A 23,875-nucleotide genomic window follows, 5' to 3' on the forward strand; every position below is an offset into this window, starting at 1 on the left:
ATTGGTAGAACAAAAAGACAGCTGGCTAGGTTGTGTGGAATGGTTATGTGAGCATTTTAATGTTCGCAGCCATCCTTCCAAAATAGTGTCTGGCCTACCTTTAAATGAAGGAAGGCTCAATGAATCCCTTTTCCCAAGAGCCATTGAGAAATCGGGGTTAACTTTGAGCCACGTTAAAAAAGAATTACTGACTCAATGTCAGTTCCCCGTTGTTGCTGTTAATTCTGCGACAGGGACTCCCGTTGTCGTCACTCAAGGCTCCGGTGACGACTTTCAAATATTGGATTGCGAAACCAATTCAAGTCAACAAACATCGTTAAAAGACTTGGTTGCTCAAGTGGAATCGTATGTGTGGCAAGTGGGTGCTCAAGCTCTTGATGATGCGCGTGTTCAATCCCATGAACGCAGCGAGAATAAGTCCAACACCCGTTGGTTGTGGCGTGTCGTCAAAGAAGTAAAACCTTGGTACAGAGACCTGTTTATCGCTTCATTCTTGATCAACTTGCTTGCGCTAGTCGTGCCTCTTTTTACTATGAACGTGTACGACCGCGTGGTTCCGAACCAAGCGTTTAACACGCTTTGGGTTCTGGCGGCAGGCGTTGGTATTGTTGTTATTTTTGATTGGGTATTGAGAAGCTCGCGAAGCTCTGTGACTGACATGGCTGGGCGCTATATTGATAACAAGTTGTCTTCTCAACTGTTCTCTAAAGTCCTTGGTATGAAGTTGGAAAATCGACCTCAATCGGTAGGCGCATTTGCCAGACAGCTTCAAGATTTCGATAGCGTGAAAGACTTCTTCACCTCGATTTCTTTAGTCACTTTAGTCGACCTACCATTTACCTTGCTGTTCCTGTTCCTTATCGGTTGGCTTGGTGGCGCGATGATGTTCATCCCTGTCGCAATTATGCTGGTATTGATTGTGCTGAGCATTGCGATGAAAGGTAAAGTTGAGAAAACATTCGATGAAACCGCACGTTTGTCGACACAAAGACAAGCACAGCTGTTTGATTGCTTAACAACCCTTCCTGATATCAAGCAAAACAACGCTGAGGGTATTACCCAGAAACGTTGGGAACAGACTATTTCGTCGCTCTCTCAATGGCAGACTCAATCTCGCCACTATTCAAATATCGTGACACACTCCATTCAGTCGAGTCAGCAGATCGTCACCATCACTCTCATCATCTTTGGTGTGTATCAGATCTCTGAAGGCTTGCTGAGTATGGGTGGCTTGATAGCGGTGGTGATGTTGAGTGGACGAGCCGCAAGCTCGGTGAATCAACTTTCTCTTTTAATGCTGAGATTCCAACAAACACGTTCGGCTGTTGAAGGTCTAAATCAGATCATGGACTTACCGCAAGAAGAGTCTAAGCACCAAGTGATTGATAAGGGTGACTTTGATGGTGGGGTTAGGCTAGATGAAGTTACATTTACTTATCCAGAGACTCAGAGCCCAGCGCTTAAGGAAATTTCTTTGGGGATAAAACCGGGTGAGCGAGTTGGCCTTGTTGGTGCTGCTGGTGCAGGTAAAACCACGCTTTTATCTATTGTTGCTCGTCAATATGTACCAACAACAGGGCAAGCTTTCTACCAAGAAATTGATGGACAATTATGGCCAACCAGTGTCTTGCGCAGTGGCATGGGTTGGGTTGGGCAAACCACAAACTTAATTTTTGGTAGTGTTTACGACAACGTCACCTTGGGCGCAACCAATGTTGACGAAGAAAAACTAAGACAAGCGCTACAGCAGTCGGGTCTCAACGGTTATATGGGACGTTTAAGTAATGGCTTAGAAACACCTGTCGGTGAAGGTGGGCGACTGTTGTCTGGTGGCCAACGACAAGCCGTTGCGATTGCAAGAGCGCTATACCGCTGTCCGAAATTATTGATCATGGATGAGCCAACCAGCGCACTTGATAATCAAGCCGAGATACAGTTCTTCAACGCACTGCAAAGTATGCCGAGAGAAACTTCAATGCTGATCAGCTCGCACAAATCTTCCTTCTTGATGATGTGCGACCGCGTGGTTGTATTGGATAAAGGCCAGATCGTGGCTGAGGGTGAGCCAAAAGACATTCTCTCTCTACAGAAGAAAAGTGCACCCAAAGGAACCAGTCGCTTCAAAACGGTTTCAGTGGTGAAGGGAGGCCGTCATGAGTAATGATATTCAATGGACCAACAACCACTTGGCCTTTCGTTCTCGCAAGCTGATTTGGCTAAGCGCGTTATTGATTGTGTTGATTATCGGTTGGGCAACCTGGGCAACATTAGAAGAAGTCGTGATCGGCGAGGGCAAAGTCGTTCCTAGCCTTTCCGTACAAACCATTCAGAGTTTAGAGGGCGGTCTTGTCCAAGAAATTATGGTGCGACAAGGTCAATCAGTGGTGAAAGGACAGCCTCTAGCTAAGCTTGAAGATACACGTTTTAAAGCCGCGTTTTTAGAGTCGGCTCAACAAGCAGATACGTTACTGGCCCAACAATTAAGATTGAAAGCGGAGCTGGCGACAGTCGTTCTGAATAATGATGCAAAAGAGTGGTTTGAACGAGTGGTTTTAGTACCGCAAGATATTGTTGTCGATGTATCAAGCCACCCCGCATTAATGAACGCCAAAGCGAACTATCGAGAACGATTAGGGCAGTTGAAGTCTGAACTGGAAGAGGCGGCACTTCGCATCGAGCAGCAAGATCAAGCACGTGTCGATACGCTCAATAATATTCAGACTTTAGAGAGCAGCCTAGATATCGTGATTCGAGAGCGCAACATGTTGAAAGACGTAGTGGCGAGTGGTGCTGTAGCAGAAGTCGAGTTGCTGAAACTGAACCGTGATGTGGTTAAACTGAAAGGTGATATTGCCAGCTCGAAAGTGGCGGCTCAGAAACAGATAGCGGCTTACTCGGAATCGATAGCCGACCACCGCAGCATCGCGTTAGATTTTCGTGCCAAAGTACAAGGCCAACTGAACGAAGTTGCCAGCAAAATAGCGCAGCTGAACGAAAGCCAACAGGCGATTGCCGACCAACTCAAACGTACTGAAATTGTCGCGCCCGTTGATGGCACAGTCAAAGAGATCTTTGTGCGTACCATTGGTGGTGTAGTCCGTCCCGGCGAGCCGATTATTGAGATCATTCCATCAAACAGTGATTTGATTGTTGAAGCGAGGATCTCTCCGCAAGATATTGCGTTTGTTCATAATGGATTAGGCGCAACCGTTAAATTCACTGCGTATGACTTTGTTATCTATGGTGGCCTAAAAGGCAAAGTAACGTATGTCAGTGCCGATGCCTTACAAACGGAAGACGGCAACGCTTATTATCGAGCCCATATTCAGTTAGATGATGACCAAAAGCATAATTCTGCATTCAGCATAATCCCAGGTATGCAGGTTGCAGTGGATATATTGACGGGTGAAAAGACAGTACTGAGTTATTGGTTAAAACCTATTTTACGAGCTAAGGAAAACTCACTTCGCGAACGATGAAGTGGGTTAAAGCATAAATATAAAAGGAAGTGTAATGCATTCAAAAATCTTACTCTCTTCTTGCTTACTAGTGAGTGGGTTGTCTCAAGCAGCCTCACTAGAAGAGTCTGTGGCGTTCGCCATCGACTATAGCCCAGAGATACTGGCGCAGTACTCCCGATACCAATCGGTGGTCAGAGACGGAGACGCTGCAGGTGGTTTGTATATGCCACAAGTTAACTTGTACGCAGCGGCGGGTTATGAAGAGACTCGTTATAACAGCGGCAGTAAGCTTAATACCGATGATCGTGGGCTAACGCGAACAGAAATTGGCGTTAAGGTATCTCAGTTACTATTCGACGGTTTTAAAACGACGTCGAATGTCGACCGACTCACGTTCGAAGCTGAAGCTGAGCGTTTAACCCTGATTTCACGCGCTGAAAATGTCTCGTTAGATGTAGTGAGGAATTACCTCGATATTCTTAAGGCTGAGACGTTACTTGAACTGTCTAAGCGTAACGTAAAAGAACACCAAGAGATCTATCAAGATATCCAAGACAAGAAGAGTAAAGGTTTGAGCAGTAATTCGGATCTGGCTCAGATCTCTGCTCGTGTTGCGACAGCACAATCTTCATTAATCGCTGCTCAAAACAACCTATTTGATCTACAGACTCAATACCTGCGCTTAGTCGGTAAACCTGCTGTGAACTTGGTTTATCCACGTTTTGATTATGCTTTGTTACCAAGCTCAGCACAGGTTGCACTTGAACAAGCTGTTGAGAATCACCCTGAAATCCAAGCCTCTTTGCTTGATATTGATGCCGCTCGTAAAGAGATGCGCCGCGAGAAAGGGGATTACTACCCAGAACTAAAACTTGAGCTTTACGCCAACAAGAATGACAACGTGTCTAACCCTCCGGGTGGTGTTGATGAAGATGCTCGTATCATGTTGACCATGGATTACGACTTGTTTAATGGCTTCTCTACCGACTCTCGCGTGGAATCATCGGCGTGGCGAGTGGAAGAAGCAAGAGCAATCAGATTAAGAACGGAGCGTGAGGTTAAAGAGGGCACTCAGCTCGCTTGGAACGCCTACAAGATGCTTGAACAACAAAAGTCCCTTCTTCAACAGAACGTGGATGCAGCAAAAATTGCAGAGCTTGGTTATATTCAACAATTTAATGTTGGCAGACGAAGCTTGCTCGATGTGCTCGATGCAAAAGTGGAAGTGTTCTTGGCTCGAAGAAACTTCATCAGCACTGAATACGATCAAACGTTAGCGGCATACCGCGTATTGAACGCGATGGGCATGTTGACCTACGCATTAAGGGTTGAACACCCAGAAGAGTGGCAAGGGGAGAACAAGTAATGAGATATTTTAAACTAGCACTACTGAGTTCTATCTTGCTAATGGGTTGTGCAGAAACGCCCGACACGACAATGACTCGTCATCAAATTGATGATCTCGCGGATGATGACCGTGACGGTGTGATTAACCAACGAGATCTTTGTGCTGATACACCTGAAGGTGTGACGGTAGACATTAAAGGCTGTGCCAATTGGAAAATTGTCGAAGATGTTGAAGTCTTAAGCGTTGCATTTGATTTCGATAAATATGTACTTAAACCAGAACACACAGCCGTTCTCAACGAGTTAGTACATTTACTGGATGAACAACCCGATGCCTCCGTTACCTTAGTGGGCGACACCAGTTCAGAAGGTACTAACGTTTATAACAAAGCATTGGCCAAGAAAAGGACAGGCGTGATTCGAGATGCTCTGATTGACAGAGGTATCGATGGAGAGCGAATCTTCGAACAAGAATTTACTCAAATTACTAACTTAACTCAGCATCTTCACAAGCGTAAACGTAGAACCATTGCGGTGTTAAAAACAGAGAGTATGGAAGTAAATCCATCTTGGAATATCTTTACCTCAGAGATGCAGCTCGACAGCAATAGTGATGTTGAATCTAAGACATCAATTGATCCAGTAGGAGGCCAGTAATGAAACGTCTATCTAATAAATCGGGTTTATTGCTTGCTGCTGTACCTGCATTTTTTTCTGTATCAACGTTAGCGAATGACGTGAGTGATATTGGTTTGGTCGCGATTGAACCGAACATGGAAGGGCTTATTAAAGATTTGCTTGAGAGCAAAGAGATCGACTTAGAAATTTTGTTGAGTGACAGTGTCCCTGAGCAGATGATCATGCAACGCTCACGTGTTGGTATTACTTCCAAAAAGTGGACTGACAAAGAGATGGCTAGGTTCGACATGCGCTACGGCTACAGGCCGACAGAGCTGATGTTTACCGCGGACGTAATAGCGATTCTGGCGAATGAAAATAACCCAGCCACATCCATTAGTGTTGCTGAACTTATAGATGTGTTTGGTTGTTCAAGTGACCCTAAGCATCCTAAATGGACGCCAAGTAGCGACACTAGTGATGGAGAAAGCCTAGACACACACATGTTGCCCTTCGCCATCGACCACAATCTGCAAGGCCATACCACCTTTTCAAGTTGGGTCGAGTGTGGAGCTGATGGCGAATATGCGAATACTCAATTCTTAGCAGATCTGCCGGATCTGATTAGTAAGATTGAGGACGAAGATGCCGCGATTGGTTACACCGTTTACTCGGATCAAATCTCTGATGTGAAATGGCTCAGCGTTGTTGATAATCTAGGGGTGAACTACGACCTAAACAAGGAAACGATTCTCTCAGGTCGTTACCCATTGGCAACGGTTTACTATATGTACCTAAATATTCCAGCGCATCGCAAAGGCTTTACGGAACAAGAGAAGTTCTTTGTTGGGCTGACTTTGTCGGAAGATCATCAAGGCGTGTTGAACCAATACGGTTTTATCAGTTTGCCGCCAGAAGCAATTCAACGTAATAAAGTAAGGCTATCCCTTGAAGAACCAGCTATTGAAGGTGGGTATAAGTGATTCAAATATCGTGATGTATCGTAAAGGGTACGTTATTTGGCGATAGAATTTATCTAGCGGGCATGTATGCCCGTTTTTTTCGCCTAAAATTTGTGGCTTAAGCGGTTGTTTGTGGATTGGTCACGTATAATAGGTGATTGATACCGCACGAAATAAGCACAACTAATGAGAACTCTTCATATCTTAATCCTTCCTTTGTTATTGGCTCTCAATGCCTTTTCATTCTCTGCGCAAGCGAGTGAAAGCTGGTGGTTGCGAACGGTATTCAATATCAGCCCAATTCCACCGAGTTCTCAAAACTATATTAACGATATCGAACTCATGGATTGTGGCGAAGTTGAAGGCACTCTGTTGTGCAGTGACCTCACTCAATATTACGATTTGGATGTTTATGTTGAACTGGAGTTGGCTGACTCAAGCGTCGAGGTGGTTCGCTTAAACCTGCCTTATTCGAACCTTAGTTACACAAAGCTTCAGGCATACCTTCGCCAAGATGGCTTTGCTCTCAGCTCTATTCGCATTGGCGAGGATGAGTTCGATGTCTTCGCTCAACTTGAGCAAGCGAAACATGAGGGCGTTGGTTTTGATGAGGTAGATAAACAACTCGTCGAATTCATCAATGCACCACATCATTCCTCTGAGCAAATGAGTTTATGGAATGTGCCTAGTTCTTCCTCATCTTCTTCTCGTTCTTCAGCTCCTTGGGTTCAGTTACATAGTGATGGTGACAAGTTAACGGTTGAACTAAATCGTCTCTAATTGCTCAAATTTATAGATGGTTTCGTCATTCATCAGAGTAAACAAGCCTTTCAGGAGAACGGTTGACGGGCAGACAGCAAGCTATTATTCATTTAAGTGTTCGTTTTTCTGTGGCTCTCACACTTTTAGTACGCGTTTACCTTTGCTATTTGTTATACGTTGAGCCTTCGGTAAAACGAGCTTAGGATACGTGCAGTATTGATAAAGGAGACAACCCATGGTTGCAAGAGTAACGACAGCGCCACAAGGCCCAGAACTTTCTGAGTTGGTGCAAGGATACTGGCGTACAGCAGAGTGGGGCATGACCCTGCAACAACGCCTGACTTTCCTGAAGCAGCACATTGATCTTGGTATCACAACTGTTGATCACGCGGATATTTACGGTAACTACCAATGTGAAAAGTTGTTTGGTGAAGCATTGGCGCTTGAGCCAAGCCTTCGTGATGATATCCAAATCGTCACCAAGTGCGACATCAACTTGTGTGGTGACCACACTCCTGATCGCAAGATCAATCATTATGACACCAGCGCGCATCATATTTACCAATCAGTAAATAATTCTCTAGAGCGCTTGGGTGTAACCGAGCTGGATGTATTACTGATTCACCGCCCAGATGTACTGATGGATGCAGATGAAGTAGCAGAAGCGTTCGCTGAACTGCATAAAGTCGGCAAGGTTAAGCACTTCGGTGTCTCTAACTTTTCACCGCGTCAGTTCGACTTATTGCAATCTCGACTCGGTAAGCCACTGGTGACTAACCAAGTTGAAATCAATCCCTTGAACTTTGAAGTAGCCCATGACGGCACGCTCGATCAACTGCAGATGAACCGTATTCGTCCAATGGCGTGGTCTTGCCTCGGTGGCGGTAGCATCTTCAGTGGTGATTCAGCACAAGCGATTCGTGTTCGTGACGAGTTAGAAGTAATTCGCCAAGAAGTGGGTGCAGATAGCATTGACCAAGTTATTTATGCTTGGGTTCGTCGTTTACCGTCTAATCCGATCGCTATTATTGGCTCTGGTAAGATTGAACGCGTGAAGACGGCGGTTGATGCTCTGAAGATCGAGCTGACTCGTGAGCAATGGTATCGCGTGTGGGTTGCATCTAAAGGTCACGGTGTGCCTTAAAGACTTTTTAGGAACTCGTATTTCTATACAGACTTAGATGTCACAACATAAAAACCAGCGACCCAGCTGGTTTTTTTGTATTCGCCTAACATGTTGCTCCAAAACTGTGATTAAGGTGGAATAATTTTCAAAAACACTCATAATGCACTCTGTTTTTCACCAGTTGGATATTTCCATTGAGCACTTCAAAATTCTCTTCAATCGCCCTTAAGCCAGAGCTTCTAAATACGTTAGATTCTCTTGGTTATACTGAAATGACGCCTATTCAAGCGTTAAGTATTCCTACTATTCTGGATGGCAAGGATGTTATCGGTCAGGGTAAAACGGGTTCAGGTAAAACAGCTGCTTTTGGTTTAGGCGTGCTGCAAAACCTACGCGTTAAGCGTTTTCGTGTTCAATCTTTAGTGTTATGTCCGACTCGTGAGCTTGCAGACCAAGTAGCAAAAGAGATCCGTACTCTTGCTCGTGGTATTCACAATATTAAAGTGCTGACACTATGTGGCGGTATGCCAATGGGCCCACAAATTGGTTCATTAGAGCATGGCGCGCATATTCTTGTGGGTACTCCTGGTCGTATCCTTGATCACCTAGAGAAAGACCGTATTGATCTTTCTGAGCTCAACACGCTTGTGTTAGATGAAGCGGACCGTATGTTGGAAATGGGCTTCCAAGATGCGCTAGATGCGGTGATTGAAGCGGCACCAAAAGATCGCCAAACGCTATTGTTCAGTGCGACTTTCCCTAAACAGATTAAATCTGTTGCAGACCGTATTATGCGTAACCCAGAAATGGTGAAAGTTGAATCAACACATGATCACTCAAGTATTCAGCAACACTTCTACAAAGTGGAAGGAACTGAAGCTCGTGATGACGCATTAGAGTTACTCCTTCTTCATCATCAACCAGAATCTGCGGTTGTGTTCTGTAACACTAAGAAAGAAGTTCAGAACGTAAACGACGAGCTAAGCCACCGTGGTTTTAGCGTTATCGAGCTTCATGGCGACATGGAACAGCGTGAGCGTGACCAAGCTTTGGTTCAATTCTCAAACAAAACCATCTCGATTCTAGTGGCAACAGACGTTGCAGCTCGTGGTCTTGATGTTGATAACCTTGATGCAGTGTTCAACTTTGAACTGTCTCGCGATCCTGAGGTTCATGTACACCGCATTGGTCGTACTGGTCGTGCAGGAAGCAAAGGTGTTGCGATTAGCTTCTTTAGCGAAAAAGAGATGTACCGTGTTGCTCAAATCGATGAGTACATGGATATGCCAATCGAACCGTCTCAGTTGCCAGCTAAACCAATCGCTAAGCCATATTACTCAAACATGGTGACAATCCAGATTGATGGCGGTAAGAAAGCGAAACTTCGTGCTGGTGATATTCTTGGTGCATTGACGGGTCAAGGCGGCATTGATGGTAAATCAGTGGGTAAGATCAATCTGTTCGCAATGCGTGCTTACGTAGCGGTAGAAAGATCTGTGGCTAAGAAAGCACTGAACAAAATCGAATCAGGTAAGATGAAGGGTCGTCAATTCCGCGCCCGAATTCTGAAGTAATTTGAGAATTTACCCCTTTACTGTCTACTCGCGACAGTAAAGGGTGTTCTACCAGGGCTCACTATGGCAGGTTAACCCATCGACATACCTGTTAGTATCCAAGTCTATTTTTTATTCAAACGTTCATTGGTCAGGTCTGATCGAATAAACATCGTTGATATGTTTTCCTTCGCCAAGATACCAAGCCATCGCTTCCTGTCGGTTGCTAGCATATATCGTAATGGTAGTTAGCTTTCCATCGTCAAAATAACAAAGCTCGTACTGTAACTCGCTTGTATAATGAGGAGTAGCGGCCATAGCTTACCTCCCAAATATTAATCATTTTAAAATACGTCACCATTTCTTTTATAGGGTTCGCATTACCTCAAATGAACAATAAAAAATAAGTTTTATCACTGCTATTAATTATTTTTAGTTTAATCATTTGTCGAAATGGTGAGATTATCAAGGCTAAGTCTCAATTTACCTCAAAGTTTTTACTGTCACGGCTTATTCGGGCTAGTTTTATAAGAGGTAGCTTTAGCATTTTAAGGTATTAAGTAATGTTTTAAGATCTTGAGCTAACCTTAGAAGATCGTTTTGTATTTCATTGCTTGGTAAAATGTTGTGAGAGGGTGTGATGAGAAAGTGCCGTTGGCTAGTCGTATTGATCTGTTTTCTATTTGCTGGGTGTGGGACGAAATTCGCCTATAACAACATAAGTTGGTTTGTTGTGAGTTATATCGAAGACTTTGTTTCTCTAACTAACAGTCAAGAATCAGAACTTGAAGAGCGATTGGATTTGTTACAGCAATGGCACAAAGAAACTCAACTACCGCTGTACGTCTCACAATTAGAAGTGATTGAAAATGTAGATCGCTCCGAGCTCACCTCTGCTTTTATCGTTAACCAAAGTGATCAAATAAAAAATCATATTCGCTCAATTGTTAATAAATTCTCACCTGATATTTATGCGTTGAGTATGCAGCTAAGTGCGAAACAAGATAATCAGTTCCTTAAAAATTTTCGAGAGAAACAACAAGATTCCTACCAAGAAAGATTGTCCTTAAATGATGAAGATTCGAGAGAGCGATACCGAGAACGAGTAAAAGAAAGGCTAGAACGATGGTTAGGTTCGGTATCGAAAGAACAAAAACAGATTATTTTTGCTTGGTCGCAAGAGTGGATAAATACCAATGACAGCTGGCGAAAATATCAAAATAATACATATCAGGCTCTATCGACGCTTACTGAAAAGAAGACTGATTTGCATATTGCTCAGCCTATTATTATGAAGCTGTTGCTTAACCATGAAGCTTATTATCCTGATGGCCTTGAATCCACGCTTACTAAGAATACGGAGACATCCGCCAAATTCTTGGTCGATATCGCAGCCACAAGTAGTGATAAGCAATGGGTATATTTTATGAATGAATTAGAAAGCCTCAAGTCAACGTTGGTCGCACTGCAAGAGTAGGGCGGCTCTAAGTAACACTTGTATATAATAAGGCTGATTTCGCGAAACGAATCAGCCTTTATTTCGATCTATGGTTTGTAGCTGATAGCTTTAATTGCGATTGCTCATTAGCAGCTTTGGAATCGAGCCTTTAGCGGTCTTAGATATTTTCTGCATCAGTTGAAAGCTCGGCTGTTGAATACCGTGATCACTTTGCAGTTCATCAATCATCAATAACCACAATCGTGCTGTCATTTCTGAATCGGCTAACGCTCTGTGGAAAGTACCGTCGTTGTCGATATTCTTAAAACGCACAAGGTCGCCTAGCTTATGAGTCGGTGCGTCTTGGATTAGGCGGCGAGCAATCAACATTGAGCAAGCGAACTTGCCTGTGTAGTCTCGGCCAATAAAGTCTAATTCCGCATCGAGAAAGCGCTTATCAAACGACGCATTGTGAGCAACAAGTTGGCTGCCTTGGATAAAGTCTGCAAATTCATCCATCACTTCACTGCAACTGGCCGCCGTGCTTAACATACGGTTATTGATTCCGGTATAGCTTTCAATGAACCCGCTAACACGAAACCCTGGATTCATGAGTTGCTGGAAGGTGTCGACGACTTCGCCGTTAACTAATTTAACCGCACCGATTTCAATTGCTCGGTCACCCATATTGGGTGATAAGCCTGTGGTTTCGAAATCGAGAACGATAACGGAATCTGCGGAGTTTGGAGCCATCATGTTTCCTAATACTATTTGGTTGTATCGCTTTATATGGGGCGCTAGTGCTGCTACGGGTCAATCTATTGCGTGTTGTTGCTGATAGTGAGCTCAGTGTAACCTGTCGAATCGTCATGCTCTCTGTTGAAGGTCAAGGTATCGTAGCGGTGAACAATCAATTCAGCAGTGGTCGCGATAATCGTCCCTTCAAGCAAGTGCCCACCAATCACATTTCCATTTTCATCAGCAACGGATATATGAACATGCTGGTGGTTTGGGGTTAGCGTTGCCATAAGCGACACAATTTCGAACGGAGCTTTGATTAGCTTGGTGTTGTTCGCATTAGCCAAACGAATATTGAGTTGAGAAACACACCCGACACACGACGCGACAGAGCCCGCTGAGATATTGTGCGCTGTCACAAGCTTTTGGAGTTCAAGCTTTAGGTCTTGCCCACGGGTTAACCTCGTTGCGATAGGAGTGATCATCTTATTGCCTCAGTTTTATTTGTATTTCAAAGAACAAAACGAAGCCACATAGGGCTTCGTTTGATTTTCATTTTGGCTAACGTGACTTTTGTATTTTCTGTAACTGAAATTACTTAGTCTTGTTGCTGTTCTCTTTTCTTCTTAGGAACGAAGTTCAATACTGAAATTGGTACTTCTTTGCGTGGCTCGAAACCTTCAACAACGCGACGTTCAATCAAGTGACCAAGACGTTTTTCAATAATACACAGGTTCTTGAAGTTATCTTTCGATAGGAAAGAGATCGCTTCACCAGATGCATCAGCACGGCCTGTACGACCAATACGGTGAACATAGTCGTCAGCTGGGAATGGGATGTCGTAGTTGACTACGCGGCTTAGATTATCGATATCTATACCACGAGCAGCAACCCCTGTTGCAACTAGATATTTTAGACGACCTTTCTTGAAGTCAGCCAGAATCTTTTCACGAATCGCTTGGCTACGTCCACTGTGGAACGCTTCTGCTTGGATACCACGCTTTTCAAGTTGAGCAACCAACTTAGCGGCGCCGTGCTTAGTCTCGATAAAGATAAGCGCTTGGTCCCACTCGCCGTCAGTGATCATGTGGCTTAACAGTGCAGATTTACGGTCTTTATCGACTGTAACTAGCCATTGTTCAATGTTCGCTTTAGATGCGTCAGTCTTAGCGATAGAAATCTCTTCCGCTTCACTGATTGCGCTTTTCGCTAGCGCACGCACTGGCGTTGATAGCGTTGCTGAGAACAACAGGTTTTGAATGTTTTGTGGCAAACGTGCGATGATCTTGTTGATGTCTTCGATGAAACCCATGTCTAGCATGCGGTCGGCTTCATCAAGAACCAGTACTTCAACTTCATCAAAATGAACCGCGCGTTGTCCGTACATGTCGATTAAACGACCTGGTGTTGCCACAAGAATATCGACGCCTTCAATCAAGCGGTCTTTCTGGTGCTGGTAAGATACGCCCCCGTACATCGCTAGTGATGTTAGGTTTAGGAACTTCGCGTACTTAGTAATGTTCTGTTCAACCTGAATCGCAAGCTCGCGAGTTGGTGTCAAAATAACAGCACGAATACGTTTTTTACGTTGTGTTTCACCTTTACTTAGCATTTCTAAGATAGGGAGAACAAAGCTCGCAGTTTTACCTGTACCTGTTTGTGCAGCAGCAATTAAGTTCTTACCAGAAAGCACAATCGGAATTGCTTTTTCTTGAATAGAGGTTGGCTTTTCATAGCCTTGTTTTGCAACGGCTTTAACAATAGGTGAGCTTAATCCAAGCTTGGAAAATGGCATAAGTTTCTCGGTATGATTTGGCTAAATAGCGATGGAAAGGTTCAACAATCTTATATGAAGATAAGATTAATGGCTGCATTCTACCATGTTGCTTGCTCACCGCTAGTCACATGCACATAAAAAATCCAGTGTCGACAAGATACTGGATTTTCAGTTTTGGGTGTTCGCTATTTAGCTTGGGTTTATCGAAAGCGTTTAAGCGATCTCAATCTTCTCGGCTTGGTTTTGCTCTGCCATTGATATCGCTAGTGCTTCTGCAGCCTTAATACCATCGATACCGGCAGATAGGATACCACCAGCGTAGCCTGCGCCTTCACCTGCAGGGAAGAAGCCCTTTAAGTTGATGCTTTGGAAGTCTTTGCCACGTTTGATACATACAGGAGAAGACGTACGCGTCTCAACGCCTGTTAATAGACCGTCTGGCGTTGAGAAGCCTTTGATCTTCTTCTCAAACGCTGGAATTGCTTCACGAATCGCTTCGATAGCGAAATCAGGTAGCGCTTTTGAAATGTCCGTTAGGTGGATACCCGGCGTGAATGATGGTTTTACTTCACCAATCTCACTTGGATCGCGACCTTTCAGGAAGTCACCGATTTTCTGTGCAGGGGCGTCGTAGTTCTCGCCACCTAGAACATAAGCGGCACTTTCTAACTCACGTTGTAAACGGATACCTGCTAGTGCATCACCTGGGTAATCGCGCTCTGGGTCGATACCTACAACGATGGCGCTGTTTGCGTTGCGCTCTGCTCGAGAGTATTGGCTCATGCCGTTAGTTACTACGCGGCCTTCTTCAGAAGTCGCTGCAACCACAGTACCGCCTGGGCACATACAGAAGCTGTATACAGTGCGGCCATTCTTACAGTGGTGAACCAGTTTGTAGTCCGCAGCACCTAGGATTGGGTTGCCTGCGTTCTTACCGAAACGCGCTTCATCAATCATCGATTGTTTGTGTTCGATACGGAAACCAACAGAGAAAGGCTTCGCTTCCATGTAAACGCCGCGCTCATGTAGCATTTCAAACGTGTCACGAGCACTGTGGCCAACAGCCAGTACTACGTGGCGTGACTTGATTTCTTCACCGTTAGAAAGCGTTAGGCCAGTGATTTGGCCATCTTCCATATGAACGTCGTCTACACGAGTACTGAAACGGATTTCGCCGCCGAGTTCAATGATAGAAGCACGCATCTTTTCGATCATCGTAACCAGTTTAAAGGTACCGATGTGCGGCTTACTTACGTATAGAATTTCTTCTGGTGCGCCAGCAGCAACAAACTCTTCGATTACCTTACGGCCGTAGTGCTTTGGATCTTTTACTTGGCTGTATAGCTTGCCGTCAGAGAATGTACCTGCGCCACCTTCACCAAACTGTACGTTTGATTCAGTGTTCAGAGTACGCTTACGCCAGAAACCAAAGGTATCTTTCGTACGTTCACGAACTTCTTTGCCACGCTCAACGATGATTGGATTGAAGCCCATTTGAGCAAGCACTAGGCCAGCGAACAAACCACAAGGGCCAAAACCGATTACGACAGGGCGCTCAGTTTGGTTCTCAACCGCTTTAGCCACGAATTTGTACTCCATGTCGGGAGTCACTTTTACGTGTGGGTCGCTAATGAATTGCTCTAACAACTCAGCTTCGTTTTCAACGAGAACATCAAGCGTGTAGATAAGTAAGATTTTTGATTTCTTACGAGCATCGTAGCCACGTTTAAAGATATTAAAAGAAAGTACCTGACCAGCGTTAATGCCAAGCTTCGCTTCAATAGCGTCTTGAATGGCAGACTCTTCGTGGTCTAGGGGGAGTTTAATTTCGGTTAAACGTATCATTTTGATGTCTCGTTTTTATAGGTGTCTTAGCTAGACCACTTCAAAACGCAGCGCTTTATGTAAACACTGATGTTGAAAGAAGCGATAAGCTCACAATGGCGCGCATTTTACGAGAAATTGATTTATCTGTCATACTAATTTGGAAGCATGGAGCAAATAGACACGATATTAGAGTCGTATGATGTTGAATTTTGCCTTGGGATGAGTATTATCCCCCATTCTTCAATTTTGACTAACTTATAGAGCAGAGCATCATGGCGTTTGTCGTAGGCGATAATTGTATTCAATGTAAATACACAGACTGTGTGGCGGTATGCCCCGCAGATGCGTTCCATGAAGGCCCGAATTTCATGGTAATCAACCCAATCGAATGCATTGATTGTGGTTTATGTGTACCTGAATGCGACGCTCAAGCGATCTTCCAAGAAGATGAACTGCCAGAAGATCAAAAGATCTTTATTGAAGTGAATGCCGAGCTTGCCGAGATCTGGCCAGTACAAACGGAAGTAAAAGCACCGATGGATGACGCTGAAAAGTGGAATGGTGTCGCTGATAAGTTGGCAATGCTAGAAAAGTAATTGTTGAAAAGAACTCAAATAAAAAGGCGTACTGATTTAATCAATACGCCTTTTTAATATCTGAACATTGTCGACTGGCTCGTTAGCTTATGAGATCTAGCTATGCTGACGACGCATGTTGTCGAGAATAATACCGGTCGCCATTGCTACATTCAGAGACTCTGCGCCACCGAATGCTGGAATCGTAATCTTATCAGTTACGTATTTAGCGGCTTGTTCACGAATTCCGTGAGACTCACTGCCCATCAGTAAAATACCGTTGGCAGTAAATTCCGTCTTATGAACACTTTCGCCTTCTAAGAACGCCCCGTAAACCGGTAGGTTCGCTTGCTCTAAGTATTCAGGTAAGTCTGTTTGGCTTACATGTACTCGGCCAAAGCTGCCCATGGTCGCGCTGATCGTTTTCGGGTTGTATGGGTCTGCACAATCGCTGCTCGCAACGATATGCTTAATGCCATACCAGTCTGCGACGCGAATAATCGTACCTAGGTTGCCTGGGTCAGATACACCATCCAGCGCAATCATCAATCCAGTTGCTTTTGGTAGTTCAAATGTTGGGATCTCAACAACTGCAATCGCTGCGTTGTTACTCACCAAAGTACTTGCTTTGGTTAGGTCATCCAGTGAAGCTTCAACACAATCAAACTCAAATAGTGATGCGTGATTTTCAGATAAGAAATCAGCCGTAGCAAAGACGTTCTTAACAACTAAGTCACTATTGAACAGCTCAAGAACGTTCTTTTCACCTTGAACTAGAAACTGGCCGTGGGCTTTACGTTGTTTCTTTTGGCCCAAAGCACGAAGGAGTTTTAATTGGTTTTTTGAAATCATGTTTTTATCCTAGATATAAGCCCGCGCATTATAGAGCAAAGGTTGGAGAACCAAAAGCGTGATAACTCATGCGATCCACTAAAAAGCAAAAGCAACCAACTTAAAGAAGAAAAGCGCACTAAATAGCGCGCTCTTATCTGATTTACTTGCTTAAGATTAAGCTGAACTGAGAAGGCTAGGTGAACTTATAGCTTAATATGGAACAGGGTAGCTCTTAAACACTGTGTTGATATCAGTGAGTATCTCTTCTGATAGAGGCTTGCTGAAAGCTGCTACGTTTTCTTTCAGTTGTTCCATGGTGGTTGCACCAATAATTGTGGAGGTGACACCATCAACTTGATTACACCATGCTAATGCAAGTTGGCTCGGTGTAAACCCGTGTGCGTTCGCCACTTCAACATAGCCTTTAACCGCTTCATTGGCAGTTTCAGTATCACGGAAGATGCCTTTACGTTGCATGTAAGTCCAACGGCTACCTTCCGGTCTTGCGCCATCGATGTACTTTCCACTCAACATGCCTGCAGCTAAAGGTGACCATGGTAGATAAGCGACATCTTCATGCACACAGTTCTCAATTAGATATGGCCAATCTTTTGCGTGCAGCAGGCTAAATTCATTTTGTATAGAGACCATACGCGGCAAATCATGCTTTTCGCTTAGCTTGAGGTAAGTGTTAATGCCCCAAGTTGTGTCATCTGATAAGCCGACATGACGAATCTTGCCCGCTTTAATGCAGCTCGCCAGGGCTTGTAGGATCTCTAGCATCTCTGCTTCATGTTGTTTTCTGTCGATATCGCTGAATCGAATATGATTTGGGAAATGTTTACCAAAGTGAGGCGTTGTCCGATTTGGCCAATGAAGTTGGTAAAGGTCGATATAGTCTGTTTGTAGGCGTTTTAATGACGCGTTAACGGCTGCGATCACGGCTTCACCGGTTATTGGACCACCATCTCGAACCCAAGGAAGTCCAGGTCCGGCAATTTTACTCGCGATGATTAATTCTTGGCGACGCTGCGGATTACGCGATAACCAATTACCGATAATCGCTTCTGTTTTACCGTAAGTGTCAGGTGAAGGTGGCACCGCGTACATCTCTGCGGTATCAATAAAGTTAATACCTTGGCTTAGTGCGTATTCGATTTGTTGGTCAGCTTGTTGTTGAGTATTTTGCAGCCCCCAAGTCATGCTACCTAGACAGATTCGGGAAACGGGAATTTGACTACTTCCTAGTTTTGAGTATTCCATTGAATTCGGGATTCCTGTGGTTAAGTTCTCTGGTACTCGCGTTATAGTTTTTGAAAGGGGCGAGTGAGGAATGAAAACGAATATGAATTATTAGCACAAAATGACACGACAAGGTATGGCTTTGGTGGGTTTAGTCAGGCGTTTTTTTGCGTTGCGAGTTTGCTTTACTCGGTCAGTACCAAGGTTTATGGATAATAAATCGGCAAGCATAAAAAAAGCTCTACGACATAGAGAAGTAGAGCTCATTTGTTGGGGGTACTATAAATTGGTACGTCGTATAACTTAAGTTAAGAGGCAGCGTTTGTATCAAGCCCGCCTTGGGCCTGCGCCTGTCTTAGAGCTTCCTGCCTTTGAACTTCTTTCTCAGTTAATACTGGTTGAAGCGTTTCCTCAGAGGCTTGAGGAGAGAAAATGAAATACTTATTAATCGTCATAACTGTGTCTCCGTGTAACGTATGACAAATTCTGCATCAAGGATAAATTGTGATCATCATCCACTTTGTACTTTTTTTAGGCTGAGAGCGAAGGGCGTAGAATGCGTACAAAGTCATCGTTTATCATCCCTGTGCAAGGTGTAACTGACGAAACCCTCTTTTTACAGTATAGGCGGCTTATTTAATTTCGCTCAATAATGATTTAGAGCAATTACACAGATGGTCAGGGGCGTAAGATGAAAAACCTCGCTACTGACTTTGTGTTTGTATTTATCGAATACTACATCGTTTTTTTAGATAACAATTAGGTCAGTAAATCAATTACTTAATCCATGGTGAGATAAATTATGGAAAAGCTTGTAGAACGTTTCCTGAATTACGTTACTTTTGATACTAAATCCGATCCCTCTAATCAGCAGTGCCCAAGTTCTCCGGGGCAAAATACGTTTGCTGAAGTCTTAAAATCAGAATTGGTCGCATTGGGATTAGCGGACGTCTCTTTAGACAAAAATGGGTATTTGATGGCGAAGCTGCCGTCTAATGTTGATTACGCGGTTCCTGCTATTGGTTTTGTAGCGCATATGGATACCGCTCCTGATGCTTCAGGAGCAAATGTGAAACCACAAGTGATCAAAGATTACCAAGGTGGCACGATTGAATTGGGTACAAGTGGTGAGAGTTTGAACCCAAGCCAATACCCGGACCTTGATGGCCTACACGGTCATGACCTTATCACTACAGACGGTACAACTCTACTTGGCGCTGATAACAAGGCGGGTATCGCTGAAATCATCAGTGCGATTGCCCATCTTAAAGCGAATCCAGACATCAAACATGGCGATATTTGTATTGGTTTCACGCCAGACGAAGAAATTGGCCGTGGTGCAAACCTGTTTGATGTTGAAAAGTTTGGCGCCGAGTGGGCGTACACCATCGATGGTGGGCCAGTAGGGGAATTGGAATTTGAGAACTTCAATGCCACGAGCGCTGACGTTATATGTCATGGCGTGAACGTTCACCCGGGTACCGCAAAAGGTAAAATGGTGAACTCAATGAACATCGCTGCGCAATTCCAATTGATGATGCCAGCGCAAGATACACCAGAGTGCACTGAAGGTTATGAAGGCTTCTACCATTTGAAATCGGCTGAAATGGGTGTGGCTCGCTCTGAGCTGGGTTATATCATCCGTGATTTTGAACGTGAGGGTGTAGAAGCGCGTAAGACATTCATGCAACAGAAAGTGGATGAACTGAACGAGCGTCTTGAGAAAGGCCGTGTTGAGTTGGTGCTAACTGATAGCTACTTCAATATGAAAGAGATGGTTGAACCACATCAACATATTATCGAGCTAGCAAAGCAAGCGATGATTGAATGCGATGTTGAGCCAATGATCAAACCTATCCGAGGTGGTACAGACGGTGCTCGCTTATCTTTCATGGGTCTACCATGTCCGAACATCTTTACTGGTGGCTATAACTTTCATGGTATTCATGAATTTATTACCATTCAAGGTATGGAGCAAGCGGTAAAAGTGATTGTCGAATTGTCTCAACGCACGGAAACACATTACCAAAAATAGCCGTTTGAAACGCGATATCTCTTTGTATTTTTGAGGGTATTCAATAATACTCTCTTTAAGCATAAGGGAGTACGCGATGAAAAAGTTAGTTTTACTTTGTACCCACTTAGCCGTGGGTGCTGTTGGTTTTGGGCTTGGTGTTTATGCGCTACCTATCTTGATTGAGCCTGATTCTCCGTCTTCAAGTTCGGTTGAAGCGATCAGCCAACAGGCTATCTACACAGGTGAGTTCAGCAAAGACCGTCAAGACAGTGACTTCTTACATTGGGGAGAAGGCATCGTTTCTGTGTCTGAAAGTGCGATCGCTTTTGAAGGTGAACTGGCACCGGGGCCGGATTATAAGGTTTACCTTTCTCCTAAGTTTATTGAAACCGAGCAAGCCTTTAATGAAAGTAAAAGCGAGTTACTGAGAGTGGGAGATGTGAAAACATTCGACCGATTTATGGTTAACCTTCCGGAAAGTACTGATCTTAATCGATTTAATACGGTTGTGATTTGGTGTGAAACTTTTGGCCAATTTATTACTTCTGCCAAGATAAAATGATAGCCTTACCTAAGCTAATTTAGGCACGAAAAAGCGCTCCATTTCTGAGCGCTTTTTTATAATGTGTTGTATCGACCTAAATATGGTTGAGTTAGTCGCTGTAAAGCTCATTGTTATAGAGCTCAATGTTTTAATGCTAAAGGAATAAGTAATGGAAAAGATGTGGCAAGTAATAGATTTCCTACTCGCTCATAAATTTATTTTTAGTGCACTGATCATTTGCATTATTTTAATCATCCGTCGAATCACCTTGTCTCGAATTCGCGGTGATGTCGCTTTCCTTAGTGAAGACCAGCGTAATTGGATGTCACGAACAAAGAACGGCACTTTTGCTGTGATTGTGTTCACTATGTTTGTTTTGTGGAAACCTGAAATAAGCGAGTTTGCACTGTCTGTAACTGCCATTGCCGTTGCGATAGTCGTGGCTTCGAAAGAGATCATTTTGTGTTTCACTGGCTCTATTCAGCGAGCGAGTTCACGTTCGTTCCGAATTGGTGATTGGATTGAGGTAGGTAAAATCAGTGGTGAGGTGATTGAGCACAATTTGATGGCGACTGTGATTCAAGAAATCGATTTGTATCACGGGCAATACCACTTCACTGGCAAGACAGCCACGCTACCTAATAGCATGTTCTTCACTTATCCGGTAAAGAACCTCAACTTCATGAAGCGCTATGTCTATCACAACTTTTTTGTGACGGTAAAAGACTTTGTAAATCTATACCCAATGGTGCCGGATCTTATCGTGAAAATTGAAGAGCATTGTGAAGAGTTTATCGATGTTGCCCGTCGTTATAATGGTGTGATCGAGAAGCATGCTGGCGTTGACCTTCCAGGCTCTGAACCTCATATTCATATCACAAGCAGCTCAACGGGCGAGCAAGAAGTGCATTTTATGATTTTCTGCCCAACGGAAAAAGCCGTTCACTTAGAGCAAGATATTCGCAAAGATTTTATGGAAGCGTACGCGTTGGAATTTCCAGCTAGCGCTTAATCTAGTTTTCCTGTTTGAACTAGGTTGCGCGTATAAGCATGTCCTAGTTAGGTTAGTTTTACTGAAATAAATAAAAAGCCGAGAGCGATCATATCGACTCTCGGCTTTTTTGTACTTGGAATCTAGCTCTACGCTAGCGGCAACGTACTTATCAGGGCAGTTTGCTTGTAGAGATCGCGACTTCGGATCACCTACTGAAGTTAGTCTAAATCAGCGAGTGGTAACCAATCGACGGTTACACCAGCTTGCTCAAACATATCTTGGCTTACTTTGATCTTGTCTCCCCAACGAGAAAGGAAGTCCTCACTTTGTTCTGGGCAATGAACGGCAGAGATACCCGTTTGGATGATCTTTGCAGCACAGTTAGGACAAGGGAAGTGAGTCACCCAAATTTCGCAGCTATCTAAATCACGCTTGGCGAATAGAATTGCGTTCTCTTCGGCATGCAGAGTTTTGAGGTACTTCATTTCACGATCATCAGTATCAGCACTGTCAGATACGCCATGAGGATAGCCATTAAAGCCCACCGAGACAATGCGGTTATGTTTAGTAATTACCGCACCAACTTGTGTTGATGGGTCCTTACTCCAAGAACCAACCAACTCGGCCATTTGATAGAAACGTTTAGCCCATTTTGAAATCATGTGAATTACCTTAAGTAATTAAATATGAATGCTTATGTACGAAGATACATGATGTTAGTCAATATACCTAGTTGATAAAAGTGGGAAGGGTGATTTGGGGTAAAATTGTTACTTGTTTGTAAGTGTTTTATAAGCATCAGGTTTCGTGTTACACGTTGAAACACATTTCAAGTAATAATTGATATTCCTCGGACATTTTAGGCATTTGTGTTACGTAACTTTTATGCTGTTCAATTTCTCATAAGTGACGGTATAACCATGCGTAAAAAGTTAATCCTTACGGCTCTTGCAAGCTCTCTTTTTCTTGCTGGGTGCGGGCAAGACGCCCAAAATACCAACCAGGCGCCTTTACCTCTCGTAGCTGTACAGGATGTTAGTGTTATTTCTCACCAGCAAAGTAAGTCGTATATCGGTCGTATTGAAGCCGTTGAAGACACGGCGATCACAGCGCAGGTTTCTGGTTATTTACAAAGCCGTCATTTCAAAGAAGGCCAAATGGTCGAAAAAGGTCAATTGCTTTACTCAATCGAACCTTCTTCATTTGAAGCTGAAGTAGCAAGTGCAAAAGCGTCTGTTGCTCAAGCGAATGCAAACCTTAAAAAAGCCGAGCTTGATTTCAACCGAGGTAAAAACCTACTTCCGAAAGGCAGTATTTCTCAATCTGAATTTGATACATTGACCGCTTCTTTATTAGGTTCTCAAGCGCAACTTGAAGCGAGCCACGCTCAGTTAAATGCAGCTAACGTTCAGCTTTCGCATACCAAAATCGTTGCGCCTTTTTCTGGAAGAATCAGTGACACTAAAGTGAGTAAAGGTGATCTGGTTTCACCGTCTTCGGGTGTACTGACTACCTTGGTTAGTTTAGACCCAATCCATGCTTCATTTAGTATTAGTGAACGTGAGCGTATTGAGCTAGGCATGGATCGTATTGAAGGTGATGGCAGCAGCGACTCTGCGCGTGTTGAAGTTGAGATTGTGTTGGAAAGTGGTGAAGTATTTGAACACCTAGGCCAGCTCGACTTCTTAGGTAACCGAATTAACCTGAATACCGGTACGATCGCAATGCGTGCCATTGCTGATAACCCAGCACAACAATTGCTTCCAGGACAGCACGTTCGTGTTGATCTTCGTGATAAACAATCTATTGATGTTGTGACTATTCCTCGTCGTGCGGTTCAAACCGACTTAGAAGGTGACTTTGTAATGGTGTTGGTCGAAGGCGAAGCAACCCCTGTGGCTGAGCGTAGAAATATCGAAATGGGTCGACAGGTTGAAGGTGGTGTAATCGTTCACTCTGGACTAGAGAAAGGCGACGCGGTCATCACTCAGGGCTTGCAGCGTGTGCGTAATGGTATGTCTGTTCGCATCCAGCCTTCTGCTGCTGAACAAGCCGAGTAA

General features: G+C 44.0%; 23 protein-coding genes. 14 read left to right on the top strand and 9 right to left on the bottom strand.

The genetic code is table 11. The features are described 5' to 3' along the window. Position 1: 1 nt before the first annotated feature. From L8S15_RS14620 to dbpA, 8 genes are all read left to right on the top strand, one after another. Complete coding sequence (locus tag L8S15_RS14620) at positions 2-2,161, top strand: type I secretion system permease/ATPase (RefSeq protein WP_016798030.1); 2,160 nt, start codon at positions 2-4, stop codon at positions 2,159-2,161. Further along, positions 2,154-3,479 (top strand): HlyD family type I secretion periplasmic adaptor subunit, encoded by a 1,326-nt coding sequence (locus tag L8S15_RS14625; protein WP_280573820.1) that lies wholly within the window; start codon positions 2,154-2,156, stop codon positions 3,477-3,479. The genes L8S15_RS14620 and L8S15_RS14625 overlap by 8 nt, the downstream gene beginning before the upstream one ends. 34 nt (positions 3,480-3,513) lie before the next feature. Then, positions 3,514-4,827: a TolC family outer membrane protein gene (locus tag L8S15_RS14630; protein ID WP_280573822.1), complete on the top strand. Its 1,314-nt coding sequence runs from the start codon at positions 3,514-3,516 to the stop codon at positions 4,825-4,827. Continuing rightward, a complete protein-coding gene (locus tag L8S15_RS14635) occupies positions 4,827-5,465 on the top strand; it encodes an OmpA family protein (RefSeq protein ID WP_016792644.1) in 639 nt (212 codons plus the stop codon). Before L8S15_RS14630 ends, L8S15_RS14635 begins: the two co-directional genes overlap by 1 nt. Next, entirely contained in the window at positions 5,465-6,409 is a 945-nt protein-coding gene (locus tag L8S15_RS14640; RefSeq protein ID WP_102308967.1) for a substrate-binding domain-containing protein, read from the top strand. The genes L8S15_RS14635 and L8S15_RS14640 overlap by 1 nt, the downstream gene beginning before the upstream one ends. A 165-nt stretch (positions 6,410-6,574) precedes the next feature. Then, positions 6,575-7,168, top strand: a complete 594-nt coding sequence (locus L8S15_RS14645) for a hypothetical protein (protein ID WP_016784251.1) — start codon at positions 6,575-6,577, stop codon at positions 7,166-7,168. A 217-nt stretch (positions 7,169-7,385) separates the two neighbouring features. Further along, positions 7,386-8,294: an aldo/keto reductase family oxidoreductase gene (locus L8S15_RS14650; protein ID WP_016784250.1), complete on the top strand. Its 909-nt coding sequence runs from the start codon at positions 7,386-7,388 to the stop codon at positions 8,292-8,294. Positions 8,295-8,470: 176 nt separating this feature from the next. Continuing rightward, on the top strand, positions 8,471-9,850 hold the full coding sequence (gene dbpA, locus L8S15_RS14655) for an ATP-dependent RNA helicase DbpA (RefSeq protein WP_280573830.1): 1,380 nt from the start codon (positions 8,471-8,473) through the stop codon (positions 9,848-9,850). 123 nt (positions 9,851-9,973) lie between these two features. Here dbpA and L8S15_RS14660 read toward each other — a convergent pair whose 3' ends face one another. Then, positions 9,974-10,147 carry a hypothetical protein gene (locus tag L8S15_RS14660; protein ID WP_010431076.1) on the bottom strand — a complete coding sequence of 58 codons (174 nt, stop codon included), beginning with the start codon at positions 10,145-10,147 and terminating at the stop codon, positions 9,974-9,976. A gap of 322 nt (positions 10,148-10,469) precedes the next feature. On the opposite strand from L8S15_RS14660, the gene L8S15_RS14665 reads away from it, so the two are divergent. Next, a complete protein-coding gene (locus L8S15_RS14665) occupies positions 10,470-11,306 on the top strand; it encodes a DUF6279 family lipoprotein (RefSeq protein WP_010431073.1) in 837 nt (278 codons plus the stop codon). Between the two features lie 90 nt (positions 11,307-11,396). On the opposite strand, the gene L8S15_RS14670 is transcribed toward L8S15_RS14665, so the two are convergent. The 4 genes from L8S15_RS14670 to L8S15_RS14685 all read right to left on the bottom strand — a co-directional run bounded on the left by L8S15_RS14670 (position 11,397) and on the right by L8S15_RS14685 (position 15,627). Further along, positions 11,397-12,020, bottom strand: coding sequence for a 3'-5' exonuclease (locus L8S15_RS14670; protein ID WP_010431070.1), 624 nt, complete (start codon positions 12,018-12,020; stop codon positions 11,397-11,399). Between the two features lie 65 nt (positions 12,021-12,085). Continuing rightward, positions 12,086-12,490, bottom strand: coding sequence for a DUF296 domain-containing protein (locus tag L8S15_RS14675; protein ID WP_010431067.1), 405 nt, complete (start codon positions 12,488-12,490; stop codon positions 12,086-12,088). 113 nt (positions 12,491-12,603) lie between these two features. Continuing rightward, positions 12,604-13,800 carry a DEAD/DEAH box helicase gene (locus tag L8S15_RS14680; protein WP_010431064.1) on the bottom strand — a complete coding sequence of 399 codons (1,197 nt, stop codon included), beginning with the start codon at positions 13,798-13,800 and terminating at the stop codon, positions 12,604-12,606. Positions 13,801-13,995: 195 nt separating this feature from the next. Next, the gene (locus L8S15_RS14685) at positions 13,996-15,627 is read right to left on the bottom strand and encodes an NAD(P)/FAD-dependent oxidoreductase (RefSeq protein WP_102285688.1); all 1,632 of its coding nucleotides are present in this window, start codon (positions 15,625-15,627) and stop codon (positions 13,996-13,998) included. 254 nt (positions 15,628-15,881) lie between these two features. Between L8S15_RS14685 and fdxA the strand changes: the two genes are divergently transcribed. Next, a complete protein-coding gene (gene fdxA, locus L8S15_RS14690; RefSeq protein ID WP_010431058.1) occupies positions 15,882-16,205 on the top strand; it encodes a ferredoxin FdxA in 324 nt (107 codons plus the stop codon). Positions 16,206-16,301: 96 nt separating this feature from the next. On the opposite strand, the gene L8S15_RS14695 is transcribed toward fdxA, so the two are convergent. The 3 genes from L8S15_RS14695 to L8S15_RS14705 form a co-directional block, all read right to left on the bottom strand. Beyond that, complete coding sequence (locus L8S15_RS14695) at positions 16,302-17,036, bottom strand: RNA methyltransferase (RefSeq protein WP_010431055.1); 735 nt, start codon at positions 17,034-17,036, stop codon at positions 16,302-16,304. A gap of 192 nt (positions 17,037-17,228) precedes the next feature. Then, positions 17,229-18,281, bottom strand: coding sequence for an aldo/keto reductase (locus L8S15_RS14700; protein WP_032545978.1), 1,053 nt, complete (start codon positions 18,279-18,281; stop codon positions 17,229-17,231). A gap of 287 nt (positions 18,282-18,568) precedes the next feature. Continuing rightward, on the bottom strand, positions 18,569-18,715 hold the full coding sequence (locus tag L8S15_RS14705; RefSeq protein WP_010431051.1) for a hypothetical protein: 147 nt from the start codon (positions 18,713-18,715) through the stop codon (positions 18,569-18,571). A gap of 347 nt (positions 18,716-19,062) precedes the next feature. Between L8S15_RS14705 and pepT the strand changes: the two genes are divergently transcribed. The 3 genes from pepT to L8S15_RS14720 all read left to right on the top strand — a co-directional run bounded on the left by pepT (position 19,063) and on the right by L8S15_RS14720 (position 21,833). Next, positions 19,063-20,295, top strand: a complete 1,233-nt coding sequence (gene pepT / locus L8S15_RS14710) for a peptidase T (protein WP_280573839.1) — start codon at positions 19,063-19,065, stop codon at positions 20,293-20,295. A 76-nt stretch (positions 20,296-20,371) separates the two neighbouring features. Beyond that, positions 20,372-20,839: a DM13 domain-containing protein gene (locus L8S15_RS14715; protein ID WP_010431045.1), complete on the top strand. Its 468-nt coding sequence runs from the start codon at positions 20,372-20,374 to the stop codon at positions 20,837-20,839. A 151-nt stretch (positions 20,840-20,990) separates the two neighbouring features. Beyond that, positions 20,991-21,833, top strand: coding sequence for a mechanosensitive ion channel family protein (locus L8S15_RS14720; RefSeq protein WP_010431042.1), 843 nt, complete (start codon positions 20,991-20,993; stop codon positions 21,831-21,833). Positions 21,834-22,033: 200 nt separating this feature from the next. On the opposite strand, the gene L8S15_RS14725 is transcribed toward L8S15_RS14720, so the two are convergent. Beyond that, positions 22,034-22,477: a cytidine/deoxycytidylate deaminase family protein gene (locus L8S15_RS14725; RefSeq protein WP_010431039.1), complete on the bottom strand. Its 444-nt coding sequence runs from the start codon at positions 22,475-22,477 to the stop codon at positions 22,034-22,036. A 258-nt stretch (positions 22,478-22,735) separates the two neighbouring features. Here L8S15_RS14725 and L8S15_RS14730 point away from each other — a divergent pair, with 258 nt between their 5' ends. After that, positions 22,736-23,875 (top strand): efflux RND transporter periplasmic adaptor subunit, encoded by a 1,140-nt coding sequence (locus L8S15_RS14730; RefSeq protein ID WP_016789632.1) that lies wholly within the window; start codon positions 22,736-22,738, stop codon positions 23,873-23,875.

The organism is Vibrio sp. S/42/10 (assembly GCF_029890535.1).
In the GTDB taxonomy this organism is placed as follows: Bacteria; Pseudomonadota; Gammaproteobacteria; order Enterobacterales; family Vibrionaceae; genus Vibrio; species Vibrio cyclitrophicus.